Annotated in this window: 11 protein-coding genes; 4 read left to right on the top strand and 7 right to left on the bottom strand. The window is 67.5% G+C overall.

Features of this window, described 5'->3' with window-relative positions:
- The first annotated feature begins 306 nt into the window (after window positions 1-306).
- Window positions 307-921: a flavodoxin family protein gene (locus CGX12_RS17150; protein WP_217898202.1), complete on the top strand. Its 615-nt coding sequence runs from the start codon at window positions 307-309 to the stop codon at window positions 919-921.
- Window positions 922-1,088: 167 nt separating this feature from the next.
- On the opposite strand, the gene CGX12_RS17145 is transcribed toward CGX12_RS17150, so the two are convergent.
- From CGX12_RS17145 to CGX12_RS17135, 3 genes are all read right to left on the bottom strand, one after another.
- A complete protein-coding gene (locus CGX12_RS17145; protein ID WP_094041060.1) occupies window positions 1,089-1,922 on the bottom strand; it encodes an NRDE family protein in 834 nt (277 codons plus the stop codon).
- A gap of 66 nt (window positions 1,923-1,988) precedes the next feature.
- Window positions 1,989-2,834 (bottom strand): DNA ligase, encoded by an 846-nt coding sequence (locus CGX12_RS17140; protein WP_094041059.1) that lies wholly within the window; start codon window positions 2,832-2,834, stop codon window positions 1,989-1,991.
- An 88-nt stretch (window positions 2,835-2,922) separates the two neighbouring features.
- The gene (locus CGX12_RS17135) at window positions 2,923-4,131 is read right to left on the bottom strand and encodes a CynX/NimT family MFS transporter (protein WP_094041058.1); all 1,209 of its coding nucleotides are present in this window, start codon (window positions 4,129-4,131) and stop codon (window positions 2,923-2,925) included.
- A 231-nt stretch (window positions 4,132-4,362) separates the two neighbouring features.
- Between CGX12_RS17135 and mobA the strand changes: the two genes are divergently transcribed.
- Window positions 4,363-4,953, top strand: coding sequence for a molybdenum cofactor guanylyltransferase MobA (mobA, locus tag CGX12_RS17130; protein WP_094041057.1), 591 nt, complete (start codon window positions 4,363-4,365; stop codon window positions 4,951-4,953).
- A 145-nt stretch (window positions 4,954-5,098) separates the two neighbouring features.
- Here mobA and CGX12_RS17125 read toward each other — a convergent pair whose 3' ends face one another.
- Together CGX12_RS17125 and CGX12_RS17120 are read right to left on the bottom strand one after the other, a co-directional pair.
- Complete coding sequence (locus tag CGX12_RS17125) at window positions 5,099-5,650, bottom strand: NAD(P)H nitroreductase (protein ID WP_094041061.1); 552 nt, start codon at window positions 5,648-5,650, stop codon at window positions 5,099-5,101.
- Window positions 5,651-5,740: 90 nt separating this feature from the next.
- Window positions 5,741-7,747, bottom strand: coding sequence for an NADPH-dependent 2,4-dienoyl-CoA reductase (locus tag CGX12_RS17120; protein ID WP_094041056.1), 2,007 nt, complete (start codon window positions 7,745-7,747; stop codon window positions 5,741-5,743).
- Between the two features lie 165 nt (window positions 7,748-7,912).
- Between CGX12_RS17120 and sppA the strand changes: the two genes are divergently transcribed.
- Window positions 7,913-9,754 (top strand): signal peptide peptidase SppA, encoded by a 1,842-nt coding sequence (gene sppA, locus CGX12_RS17115; RefSeq protein ID WP_094041055.1) that lies wholly within the window; start codon window positions 7,913-7,915, stop codon window positions 9,752-9,754.
- Entirely contained in the window at window positions 9,754-10,770 is a 1,017-nt protein-coding gene (gene ansA, locus CGX12_RS17110) for an asparaginase (protein WP_094041054.1), read from the top strand. Before sppA ends, ansA begins: the two co-directional genes overlap by 1 nt.
- A gap of 3 nt (window positions 10,771-10,773) precedes the next feature.
- Here ansA and CGX12_RS17105 read toward each other — a convergent pair whose 3' ends face one another.
- Both CGX12_RS17105 and CGX12_RS17100 read right to left on the bottom strand, forming a co-directional pair.
- Window positions 10,774-11,358, bottom strand: coding sequence for a response regulator transcription factor (locus tag CGX12_RS17105; RefSeq protein WP_094041053.1), 585 nt, complete (start codon window positions 11,356-11,358; stop codon window positions 10,774-10,776).
- On the bottom strand, window positions 11,358-12,218 hold an 861-nt coding region (locus CGX12_RS17100), incomplete at its 5' end, for a sensor histidine kinase (protein ID WP_254918333.1). The genes CGX12_RS17100 and CGX12_RS17105, both read right to left, overlap by 1 nt.

Raw genomic sequence — 12,218 nt, 5'->3', positions numbered from 1 at the left:
GCGGTTTCGGCCTGACCGAACATCCAGTGAATGTTCGCAGCAGGCCGAAACAGCGAGTGTCATATTTTGCGGCGTGTCGGCGGAGGTGGCCCTGTTGACTCTTCTCTACGTTGCAACAGACAACAAATAGCTGATTGGCCGATTTTTAAACTGATCGGTGCTCTAGAGCCATGCAAGGCAAAAACAGGCGAGGAAGCGGAGTTTACGAGCTGTAAATGAGCATTCCGAGCCTGTTTTTAACGCAGCAGGGCCGACGCGCAGCAGACTTTGAACAGGCTCTAAGGCGTTCCGCTGATGAGGAAACCCATGTCCCTGCTGCCCTGGCTGTCCGCCGCCCTGTTATTGGCATTGCTGGCCGTACTCGGCGTGCTGCTGGCCGTCACCTGGATCGAAAGCCGCCAGGCCCGTCAACTGGAGGGCCTGGCGCCCTCCGTCCCGGCCGGGGCGACCGCATCGCGCGCCGCCGTGGTGTACTTCTCGCGCTCGGGCAACACCGCGCTGGCCGCGCGCCACCTGGCCGGGCGGCTGAATGCCCGCCTGTTCGCCCTGCAGGCGCCGGACTACCGGCTCGGCATGCCCGGGTTGGCGCACGCGCTCAAGGATGCGAACGCCCTGAAACGCACGCCCGGCACCTTGCCCGAGATTACGCCGCGCACCATTGACCTGACACCGTTCGACACCCTGTACCTCGGCTCGCCCGTCTGGCTGTACAGCCCGGCGCCGCCGATCTGGGCCTTTGTCGAGCACCACCGCTTCGACGGCCAGCACGTCGTGCTGTTCAACACCTTCAACAGCCAGTTCGGCGAGGACCACATAGCGGCGTTCAGGGCCAAGGTGATGGCGCGCGGCGCCCGCTCCTTCGAGCATCGCCAGGTACTGCGCGGACGCATGACGCATGACGCAGCAGCTCACCCCCGATGAGCTGCTCAAAGCCATCGACGACCAATGGTTCGCTCCGCGGGCCGCTCCCTGACGGTTTTTCGGTACGGGTCCAAGCGCCACGAAAGCAAGCCGGATACCGGGGCCACTGCGGCGAATGTCGGCCTCGGCGCCCTGCAGGCGGAGTTCGCGGATCCACTGGCCGGCGTTCAGCCCGCCTGGCTGCCGCACAACAGTCCTGAGGCCGGCTCGGTCCCGATATCAAGCGACAATTGCAGCCGGCACAGAGTGTCCGGCTGCAACGCCTGGCCCTGGCGCTCGTCGTTGAAGCCCAGCTCCACGGCGCTCAGGCTGCCGTCGTCGGCCAGGCTCACCAGGGTCTGGGCCCGGGTGCCGTAGCCGGGGTGCACGATAAACACCGCCGACAGCGCCCGCTCCCACTTGAGATCAATGCCGGTGTCCGGCAATGCCTCATCCGCGACCAGGCGCTTGTCGCCCAGCAGGGCCAGGGCCTCGGTTTCGTCATGGTCGGTAGCCAGGCTCGCCAGCCCCTGTTTCAACCGCTCCACCTTGGGCCAGGGGCTGTCCAGCACGGCGTTGGACAAGCCATAGAGCCCGGGCGCCAGCGGGCGGGCATCGGCGCCGGGCCGGTTGCCGCCGTACCAGAGTTCCCCACCGCGCAGATCCCCCACCAGCAGGTTGAAGCCCTGGTAGGCGTCGCGCCGGGCCATCACGCCCGCCATATAGTCTTGCGGGCTCAGGCTGCCGGTCAGAAACTCCGCCACCAGCTCGCCCCGGGAACGGGCCTCCGCCAGGGGCGCGGCGCGGCCATCCCTGTGGTTGGTGATGGCGGCCAGCCGACCGTGGCGCGTGACCCCCAGCCAGCTGCCACCCGCCTGCAGATCCCGCCCGCCCCAGACATGGGGGTGGTCCGGCCACCAGCCGGCCGGGGCCGTGGACCTGTGGTAGAATTCGTCACGGTTGGCGAGCAGCAGCAGCGGGCGTCGGCCCCCCGGCTGCCAGGAAAAGGCGATAAGGCACAAGGTGCGGGACCCTCGGTTCGATGGCGTTGCCTTCTACCTTACCCCCGGGCAGGCAGCGGCGCCAGTCTAAGGCTGCCCGGGCTCGTCGCTTCTCACCCGCAGGAAGCTGGCGAAGCGCGGCAGGCCGGTGGCGGTTTCGCCCCGGTAGCGATAGCTGACGGTGCTGCCCGGCGGTGGCGGCCGGCGACGCTGCTCGTCACTGAAGCCGGTGCCCAGCCGGAAGCGCCGGCCGTCCGGGGTTTCCACCAGGAGTGCCCCCAGCATGCCTTCATATTTGCCCTGGCCGGGCAGGTGCGCCAGCACCACCGCCTCGGCGTCCCGGTGGCGCTTGAGCTTGAGCAGATCCTCGTTGCGACCCGGCAGGTAACGGCTGTGGCGGTGGCGCAGCATCAGCCCCTCCCCGCCCCCGGCCTCCACTTCCGCCAGCCAGGCCGACAGGGCGGGCCGATCCGGCACCCGCCGCTGCTCCACCAGTTCGAGGTGGGGCGTATCGAGGGTGGCGAACAAGGCCTGCAGCGCCGAGAGCCGCGCCTCGAAGGGCAGCTCGCTTGCAGGCAGGTCGAACACCATAAAGCGGATCTGCCGCCATTCATCGTCGAGGGGGACAAAGCGACGCACGGCGGCGGACAGCTCGCTGAAGCGGCCCCGACCCAGCCACAGCTCGCCGTCGAGGGGCGTGGCGGGAAAACCGGCCAGGAACCAGTCCGGCGCCGAAAAGCGGTGGCCACTGCGGGACAACAGCTCACGGCCATTCCAATAGGCGCGCACCCCGTCGAGCTTTTCGCTCACCCGGTAAAGGGCCGTGTCCTGCTGCTGGTACCAGCCCGCCAGTTGCAGCGGCGGGGGCGCAAGCCCCTGGACCTCGCCGGCGACCCACACCAGGCCCAGGGGCACTAACCATGCGTGTTTCATAAGGGCTCCTCCCTGCCTGCCACCAAGCTTAGGAAAAGCCGCGCTCCTTATTGACACCTAACAGCAGAATCCCCCAAGGGGAGTAAGCCTAGCGCTCCTGATCCGGCACCACGTTGACCGGCCGGGCCGCCATCCAGCCAAAGCCGGACTGGAACAGCTGCAGCGCCAGCATGGCGGCCAGGGCCCACTGCCAGGCGCCGCTGATGTCCCGCAGCAGGCCGAGGGAGAAGGGCCCCAATGCCGCCAGCAGGTAGCCGATGCTCTGGGCCATGGCCGAGAGCGCCGTGGCCTGGGCGGTATTGGCGGCCCGCAGCACGAAAAACGACAGCGCCAGGCTGAGCGAGCTGCCGCAGCCCATGCCGATGAGCGAGGCCCACAGCAGCGGTGCCGCCGCCGGCTGCCACCAGAGGCCGGCCACCCCGGTAAAGGAGGCGGCAAAGGTGGCCAGCACCAGCACACGCTGATCCTTCATCCTGGCCGCCATGATGGGCACGAACAGGTTGAAGGGAATGCTCACCAGGTTGATCAGCGCCGTGGCGGTACCGGCCTGGTGGGCATCGAGGCCGCTCTCCAGCAGTATCTTGGGCAGCCAGGTGGCCATGGAGTAGAAGTAGAAGGACTGCAATCCCATGTAGAGGGTGATGGCCCAGGCGGTCTTGTCCCGCCACAGGCTGACTCGCACCGGGTTGCTGGGCCGCCCCACGCCCCTCACCCGGAGCATGGGCAGCCAGAACAACAGGCAGAACAGGGGCAGCAGCGCCCACAGGGCCACCGGATAGCGCCAGTTGCCGAACTGCTCCATCAAGGGCACCGCCAGGTAAACGCCCAGGCCGGCCCCCAGGCTGAGGGTAACCGAGTAGAGGCCGGTCATCAGCCCCACCTGGCGCGGGAAAAACGCCTTGACCAGGCCGGGGATCAGTACGTTGAGCACGGCAATGGCCGAGCCCAGCAGCAGGGTGCCGAGGATCACCAGGGGGAACTGCTCCAGCAGCCGCAGGGACACGCCTGCGCTTATCACCAGCAGGCCGACGATGGCCAGTTGCTGGGGGGCCCAGCGCCGGGTCAGCCAGGGCACGCAGATGGACACCACCCCGAAGCAGATCAGCGGCAAGGTGGTGAGCAGGCTGAAGGCGCTGGCGTTGATGTCGAGCGCCTCGCGGATTTCCACCACCAGGGGGCCCACCACCACCAGGCCGCCGCGCAGGTTGGCGGCCGCCAGCATCAGGGCGGCGATGGCGAGGGCGGCGACGAGGGGGCGGCCCTGGAAGGGGCCGCCGGGCAGATTTTTTATTGTCATTATCTTGGCCTTAACGGGTGTCGATAACGGCGGTCCGGGTGAGACCGGCTCTTGCCGGGTGCCGGAGCCACGGCATTGACTCGCCGGTTATCTTTTGTAGGGCCCCCATGTTAGGAGCTGGTGCCGCCAAGAGCAAGAACCATAAAAATACCATTTGTTTGACGCAGCCCCTGCTCTTGGCAGGGTTAAGCGGTTAATATTAATAAGGAAAGCCGTCACACTGGGAACGCTATGCTGGATCCGAAAGAGATTACCGCCGTTATCCTCGCCGGCGGCGAGGGGCGCCGCATGAACGGCGCCGACAAGGGACTGCTGCCGCTATGGGGCAAGCCCCTGGTCTGCCATGTGCTGGAGCGGCTCAAACCCCAGGTGGGTGAAGTATTGATCAATGCCAACCGCAACCTGGCCGAGTACCGCAAGCTGGCCCCCGTGGTGCGGGACGAAGGCTACGGCTATGTGGGCCCCCTGGCGGGGTTCGAGGCCGGGCTGACCCATGCACCCAGCGAGTGGGTGCTGTTCGTGCCCTGCGACAGTCCCCTGGTGCCGCTCGATCTGGCCAGGCGGCTGTGCACCGCCGTGCAGCGCCACGACCAGATCGCGGTGGTGGACGACGGCCTCCAGCTGCACGCCGCCACCGCCCTGCTGCACCAGTCGCTGCTGCCCTCCCTGTGCAACTACCTGGACGGCGGCGATCGCAAGCTGCAACTGTGGTACGAACGCCACCAGCTGGTGCCGGTGGACTTCAGCGACGAAGCCGAGGCCTTCTTCAACCTCAATACCAGCGAAGCCCTGGCACTGCTGGAACAAAAAGGAAGGGGCTGAGTCGCCCCAGAACCGGATGGCACTGCCCGACGCCCACCCTCCGGACATGACGACAGCACAATCCTAAGCGGTAGGCGCCGCTTCAGCTGGCGCAAACCGTAGGCCGCCCGGGAATGGATAGTTTGGCGTCGTCTGCCCGCCGCGATTACTCGAAATAGCGCACGAACTGGGCCGGATCCCGCTCCGGCAGCTTGCGCACTTCCACCAGCGGGGTGCCCAGGTACAAAAAGCCCACCAGTTGATCCTGCTCGTCCAGGCCGAGTCCGTCGTGAATGGAACGATCGAAGATAAACCAGCCGGAACGCCAGATGCCGTTGAAACCCTGGGCCTGGGCCGCCATCTGCATCGCCATCAGGGCGCAGCCGGCAGACAGCTGTTGCTCCAAAGCCGGCACCTTGTCGTGGGGTTTGACCTTGGCCGCCACGGCGATCACCATTGGCGCACGCAGGGGAGCCTTGCGCGCCTTGTCCACCGCCTCCGGCGCCTCGCCCCTGGCCTCGGCCGCCGCCGCCAGGATCTCCCCCAGCCGGTCGCGCTGTTCACCGGTAAAGACGATAAACTCCCAGGGCGTCAGGGTGGCGTGATCCGGGGCGCGCAGCCCGGCCTTGAAAATGGTGTCCAGTTGTTCGCCCGCCGGGGCCGGCTCGGCCAGGCGGGGGCAGGAATGGCGGTTCAGTAATAGTTCCAGTGCGTTCATCATTTCACTCCGATTTGCAATGGCGCTACCTTAGCAGCCGGCCAGAACGGAGCAAAGCAAAAAAGAGGCATTCTCAAATGGCCGGGTGGCTCATATCCTCGCCGCCAGTTCGGCGCCCTGGCGGATGGCGCGCTTGGCGTCCAGCTCGGCGGCCACATCGGCGCCGCCGATCAGGTGCACCTTGCCACCACGGGCCTCCAGCGCCGCCTGCAGGCCGCGCTCCGGCTCCTGGCCGGCGCAGACGATGACGTGGTCCACCGCCAGGCACAGCGGCTCGCCGTCCTTCTCGATATGCAGGCCGTCGTCATCGATGCGCTGGTAGCTTATTCCCCCCCACATCATAACCCCGTGGTGGCGCAGGCTGGCCTTGTGGATCCAGCCGGTGGTCTTGCCCAGGCCCTGGCCCGGGTTGCCGGCCTTGCGCTGCAGCAACCAGACCCGGCGACCGGGCTTGACCGGCGCCGGCGTCATCAGCGCGCCCGGCGCCCGGTACTCCTTGTCGATGCCCCACTCCGCCAGCCAGTGTTCGGCGCCCTGGGCCGGAGTGGCCACCAGGTATTCGGCCACGTCGAAGCCGATGCCGCCGGCGCCGATGATGGCCACCTTCTCCCCCACCGGGACCTGGCGTGCCAGCACGTCCAGGTAGCTCAGCACCCTGGGATGATGGATACCCTCTATCTCCGGAGTGCGCGGGCGGATGCCGGTGGCCAGCACCACCTCGTCGAACGCCGAAAGCCGCTCGGGCGTGGCTTCTGTGCCCAGGCGCAGGTTCACCTCGCTTCGCGCCAGCCGCTCCCGGAAGTAGCGCAGGGTTTCAAAAAACTCCTCCTTGCCCGGGATCTGCTTGGCATAGTTGAACTGGCCGCCGATGTCCGCCGCCCGGTCGAACAGGGTCACACTGTGGCCGCGCGCCGCCGCCTCGCAGGCGAAGCTCAGCCCCGCCGGCCCCGCGCCCACCACCGCCAACCGCTTGGGCGCGGCCGTGGGCAAAAAATTCAGCTCGGTCTCGTGACAGGCCCTGGGGTTGACCAGGCAGGAGGCCCGCCGCCCCCTGAAGATATGATCCAGGCAGGCCTGGTTGCAGGCGATGCAGGTGTTGATAAGCTCGGGCGTGCCCGCCGCCGCCTTGGCCACGAAGTCCGCGTCCGCCAGGAAGGGCCGGGCCAGACACACCAGATCCGCCTGGCCGCCGGCCAGTATGGCCTCGGCCACCTCGGGAGTGTTGATGCGGTTGGTGGCCACCACCGGCACCGACAGCGCCTGGCGCACCCGCTCGGTAACCCAGCTGAAGGCGGCCCGGGGCACGCTGGTGGCGATGGTGGGCACCCGCGCCTCGTGCCAGCCGATGCCGGTGTTGATGATGGTCACCCCGGCCCGCTCCAGGGCCTGGCCCAGGGCAATGACCTCTTCCAGGCTCGAGCCCTGCTCCACCAGATCCAGCATCGACAGCCGGAAGATAATGATGAAATCCTCGCCCACGGCGGCGCGCACCGCCTGCACTATCTCCAGCGGGAAACGGTTGCGACGCCCGGCATCGCCGCCCCAGCCATCTTGGCGATGGTTGGTGCGGGCGCAGACGAACTGATTGATGAGGTAGCCCTCGGAGCCCATGATTTCAACGCCGTCGTAACCGGCCTCCCGCGCCAGCCGGGCGGTATTGGCGAAGTCGTCGATACAGTGGCGGATTTGCCGCTCGCTCATCACCGCCGGCTTGAACGGGCTGATGGGCGCCTGCCCGGGCGAGGGCGCCTGCAGGAAGGGATGGTAGGCGTAACGCCCGGCGTGCAGGATTTGCAGGGCTATCTTGCCGCCCTCCTGGTGCACCGCGTCAGTCACCCGCCGGTGCCTGGCCCGTTGCCAGGGAAAGCTGAGCTGGGCGGCGTGGGGCATCAGCCGACCCCGGAAGTTGGGGGCAATGCCGCCGGTGATGATGAGCCCTACCCCGCCCCGGGCCCGTTCCCGGTAAAAGGCGGCCAGTTTTTCGAAACCGCCTTTTTCCTCTTCCAGGCCGGTGTGCATGGATCCCATCAGGACCCGGTTTTTCAGGGTGGTGAAGCCCAGATCCAGGGGCGCCAGTAAATGGGGGTAACGGCTCATGATCCCTCCGCCGGTAGATGCCGAAATGACCCGCTCAGGCTAATGGATTAAAACACCTTTTTCAAACACTTGTTTTATATCCTGCCGACGCCGGCTCCATGGCATTGTGCGCCGGCTCGCGTCATAATGGACCAATTCGACAACGTTTCCGTTCAAGGCGTCGCTATGTGGTCTGCCATCAAGTGGTTTTTCCGTACCCTGGGTCGGGTGCTGAATGCCATCCGCATGTTGATTATCAATCTTTTCTTCCTGGCCGTGCTGGTTTCCCTGGTGCTGGTGTTCACCGCCCGGGAGGAAGCACCCCGCCTGCCCGATAGCGCGGCCCTCACCCTGGAGATTGTCGGTCCGGTGCCGGAGCAGGACAGTCCCGCCAGCCCCCGCCGGCTGGTACAGAAGTGGCTGGCCGGCGACGACACGCCGCCGCCCGCCACCCTGGGCGACATCAAGCAGGCCCTGGACCGGGCCCGGCATGACGAGCGCATCCAGGCCCTGGTGCTGCGGCTGCAGAACATGACCGAATCAAGCCTGACCCGGCTCGACGAAATCGGCGAGGCCATAGAGGGCTTCAAAACCTCGGGCAAGCCGGTGTACGCCATCGGCGACTATTACACCCAGGGCCAGTACTACCTGGCCGCCCATGCCGACGAAATCCTGCTCAACCCCGCCGGGGCCGTGACCATCCAGGGCATGGGCGTGTACCGGCTGCACTACAGGTCGGCCTTCGAGCGCTTCAACATCACCCCCCATGTGTTCCGGGTGGGCACCTACAAATCCTTCGTCGAGCCCTACCTGCGCGACGACATGTCGCCGGAAAGCAGGGAGGATACCCTGCGCTGGCTTGGCCAGCTGTGGCGTCACTACCAGGACAGGGTGGCCACCCTGCGCGGCATTCCCGCCGACCATGTCAGCCCGGAAAAAGAGCAGTTGCTCAGCCGCTTTCGCGCCGTGGGCGGCGATCCGGCCCGCTATGCCCTGGAGATGGGGCTGGTGGACCGCCTGGCCGGACGCGGCGAAATGCTGCAGACCATAGGCGAGCAGGTGGGCTGGGACAGCCAGGCCGGCGAATACAGCGGCGTCGGCATCGCCAGCTACCTGGCCCGGGCCGGCCAGCGCGACACCACGGCGCCGGCGGTGGGGCTGATTACCGCCAGCGGCGCCATCATGAGCGGCAACGAGGCAGGCGGCAACACCATCAACGACGAGTACCTGGCCCGGCTTATCGAGGAAGCCCGCCTGGACAACGAGATCAACGCCCTGGTGCTGCGCATCGACAGTCCCGGCGGCAGCGCCTTCGCCGCCGAACAGATCCGCACCGCCCTGCTGCAGTTCAAGGCCAGCGGCAAGCCGCTGGTGGTGTCCATGGGCAGCACCGCCGCCTCCGGCGGCTACTGGATAGCGGCGGATGCCGACCGCATCTACGCCGCCCCCACCACCCTCACCGGCTCCATCGGCGTGTTCGGCCTCTTTCTCACCTTCGAGGAAGCCCTCGCCAAGCTCGGCTTCAACAGCGATGGCGTGGGCACCACCGACTTCGTCGGCGCCGGCCTCACCACTGGCCTGCCCGAACACGCCCGGGAGCTGATTCAGCTCGGCGTCGAACACACCTACCGCCGCTTTGTGGACATTGTGGCCGAGGGCCGGGGGCTCAGCCCCGGGCAGGTGGAGCGCGCCGCCCAGGGCCATGTGTGGACCGGGGTCGACGCCAAGGCGCTGGGCCTGGTGGACGAGCTGGGTTACCTGGACGACGCCCTGGCCGGCGCCGCCGGGCTGGCCGGCCTGCCCGCCTACCGGGTGAAAAAGGTGCGCCTGCCCGCCAGCGCCCGTGAAGTGTTGATGGAGCAGCTGCTGCTCGACTCCGGCGCCGGCGTCGCGGAACGCCTCGGCGCCATGCTGCCCGGCGCCCTGCGCCCGGCCGGCGAGCAACTGGGCCGGGAGTTGTCCACCCTGGGTCGCTTCGACGACATCCGGGGCCAGTATGTACTGTGCGTGGAATGTCAGGAGTTCTGATGGACAAGAAAAGGATCTATATCGCCTATACCGGCGGCACCATCGGCATGCAGAAATCCGCCAAGGGCTACGTGCCCCTGGCGGGCTTTATGACCGACAGCCTGGCGCGTACCCCCGAGCTGCACCGCCCGGAAATGCCCGACTACCATATCCACGAGTACGATCCCTTAATCGACTCCTCGGACATGACCCCTTCCGACTGGCAGCGCATCGCCGACGACATCCAGGCCAACTACGACCACTACGACGGCTTCGTGGTGCTGCACGGCACCGACACCATGGCCTTCACCGCCTCGGCGCTGTCGTTCATGCTGGAGGATCTGGAAAAACCGGTGATCGTCACCGGCTCCCAGATCCCCCTGGTGGAGCTGCGCTCGGACGGGCGCAACAACCTGCTCAACGCCCTCTATATCGCCGCCGAATACCCCATCCATGAGGTGGGGCTGTTCTTCAACAACCGGCTCTATCGCGGCAACCGGGCCAGCAAGGTGCACGCCGACGGCTTCAATGCCTTCGACTCCCCCAATTTCCCGCCCCTGCTCAACGCCGGTATCCATATCGGCCTGGAAGCGGGCAAACTCGGCACCGCCACCGGCAAGCCGCTCACCGTCAGTCCCATCACCCCCCAGCCCATCGGCGTGGTAACCCTGTATCCGGGGATTTCCGCCGAAGTGATTGCCAACCTGCTGCGCCAGCCGGTGAAGGCGCTGCTGCTCTTGTCATACGGGGTGGGCAACGCGCCCCAGAACGACGCCATGCTCACGCTGCTGGCCGAGGCCTCGGCCCGGGGCGTGGTTATCGTCAACCTCACCCAGTGCCTGCGCGGCTCGGTCAATATGGAAGGCTACGCCACCGGCCACGCCCTGGCCGAAGCCGGGGTGATCTCGGGCTTCGACATGACCACGGAGGCGGCCCTGGCCAAGCTGCACTACCTGCTCAGCAAGCAGCTGCCGCCGGAGCAAATCCGCCGGCTGATGGGCCAAAGCCTGAGGGGCGAGCTGACTCCGGCGGGCTGAGGCCTAGTCTTGACCCTGTTGCCAGCAACGCAGCAGCTCGGCCATGTTGGCCACCTCCAGTTTGCTCATGGCCGAGGCCCGGTGCACTTCCACGGTGCGCACCGCCAGGCAAAGGCTGTCGGCGATGGCCTTGTTGGTCAGCCCCCCGGCCACCAGCGCCACCACTTCCCGCTCCCGGGCCGACAGCCGGGCCAGTTGCCGCCGGGCCCGGGCCCGCTCCTCCAGTTCGCCGGCGCGCGCCCGGGCCTGGGCCAGGGCCGTCGCCAGCCGGCGGGCATCCACCGGTTTTTCCAGAAAATCCACCGCGCCCCGCTTCATCGCGGTTACCGCCTGGGGCACGTCGCCATGGCCGGTCAGCAAAATAACCGCCACCGGGCTGCGGCGCCGGTTCAGGATATCCAGCACCGCCAGCCCGTCCAGTTCCGGCATCGCCAAATCCAGCAGCAGCACCGCCGGCTCGGCGTCGTCCAGCTCGGCGAGAAAGGCCGCCGGCTCCGACCAGCACCGGCTCTCGTGCCCCATGGCCTTGAGCAGGAAGGCGTTGGCCGCCAGCACCTGAGGGTCGTCGTCCAGAACATAAATCCGCATCATGCCTCCTCGGGCAGAAAAAGCTCGGCCCGGGTGCCCCAGCCGGTGTTTTCCAGCCGCAGGCGCCCGCCCAGTCGTTGGGCCAGCCGGTAGCTGACCAACAGCCCTATCCCCAGTCCGTGGACGCGGCTGGCGGGCAGGCTCTGGCCCAGGGCGTCGAGCACCCCCTGCTCGACCCCGCCGGCGCTGTCTTCCACCACATAGCACCAGCCGCCGTCCGCCCGGCTCAGCCCCAGCCGCAGGGTGCCCGCCCGTTGCTGGCGGCGGTAGGCATCCAGGCTGTTGCCCAGCAGGTTGGTGAGGATCTGCTCCACCGCCGGCGCCACGCCGTAGGCTTCGCCCGGCTCCGTATCGCAACACAGCCGCACCTGGCCGGCCTCGGCGCGGGGACCGAGCCGTTCGCACAGGGCCTGGCACAGGGCCGCGGGCTCGAAGGCGGCGGGCCCCGGCAGGGGCTGGGTGGCCCACTGGCGGAAGCGGCGGATGATGGCCGCCCCCCGCTCGGTTTCCCGGCTGATCTGGCCAAAGGCTTCCCGGCTGCGGGCCTCTTCGGTCACCAGTTCTCCCGCCTGGGCATAGGCCTGGATGGCGGACAGGGGCTGGTTCAGTTCGTGGGCCAGGCCGGTGGCCATTTCTCCCAGCAGGGTGGCCTGGCGGGCCCGGGCCAGCTCCTGCTCCTTGTGCTGGATAAGCCCGTGCAGCCGGTCCCGCTCCCGGGTCCGCCGGCGCAGCAGCCGGCTCACCCTGACATGGTGCAGCACCAGGGCCAGCAGCACCAGCCCCGCCGCCGCCAGCCACTGCCAGTGGCGTACCAGCACCTGCCGCAACTGTTGCGGCAGGTGCTGGTACGCCACTGGCAG

Source organism: Zobellella denitrificans (genome assembly GCF_002237365.1).
In the GTDB taxonomy this organism is placed as follows: Bacteria; Pseudomonadota; Gammaproteobacteria; order Enterobacterales; family Aeromonadaceae; genus Oceanimonas; species Oceanimonas denitrificans.
This window is presented reverse-complemented; position numbering and strand designations above follow the sequence as displayed.

Bases quoted from the DNA above. Each gene is read 5' to 3' on its own strand.
- CGX12_RS17135 (WP_094041058.1), bottom strand. From the start codon at position 4,131: ATGACAATAAAAAATCTGCCCGGCGGCCCCTTCCAGGGCCGCCCCCTC.
- CGX12_RS17120 (WP_094041056.1), bottom strand. From the start codon at position 7,747: ATGAGCCGTTACCCCCATTTACTGGCGCCCCTGGATCTGGGCTTCACC.
- ansA (WP_094041054.1), top strand. From the start codon at position 9,754: ATGGACAAGAAAAGGATCTATATCGCCTATACCGGCGGCACCATCGGC.
- mobA (WP_094041057.1), top strand. From the start codon at position 4,363: ATGCTGGATCCGAAAGAGATTACCGCCGTTATCCTCGCCGGCGGCGAG.
- CGX12_RS17125 (WP_094041061.1), bottom strand. From the start codon at position 5,650: ATGAACGCACTGGAACTATTACTGAACCGCCATTCCTGCCCCCGCCTG.
- sppA (WP_094041055.1), top strand. From the start codon at position 7,913: ATGTGGTCTGCCATCAAGTGGTTTTTCCGTACCCTGGGTCGGGTGCTG.
- CGX12_RS17150 (WP_217898202.1), top strand. From the start codon at position 307: ATGTCCCTGCTGCCCTGGCTGTCCGCCGCCCTGTTATTGGCATTGCTG.
- CGX12_RS17105 (WP_094041053.1), bottom strand. From the start codon at position 11,358: ATGCGGATTTATGTTCTGGACGACGACCCTCAGGTGCTGGCGGCCAAC.
- CGX12_RS17140 (WP_094041059.1), bottom strand. From the start codon at position 2,834: ATGAAACACGCATGGTTAGTGCCCCTGGGCCTGGTGTGGGTCGCCGGC.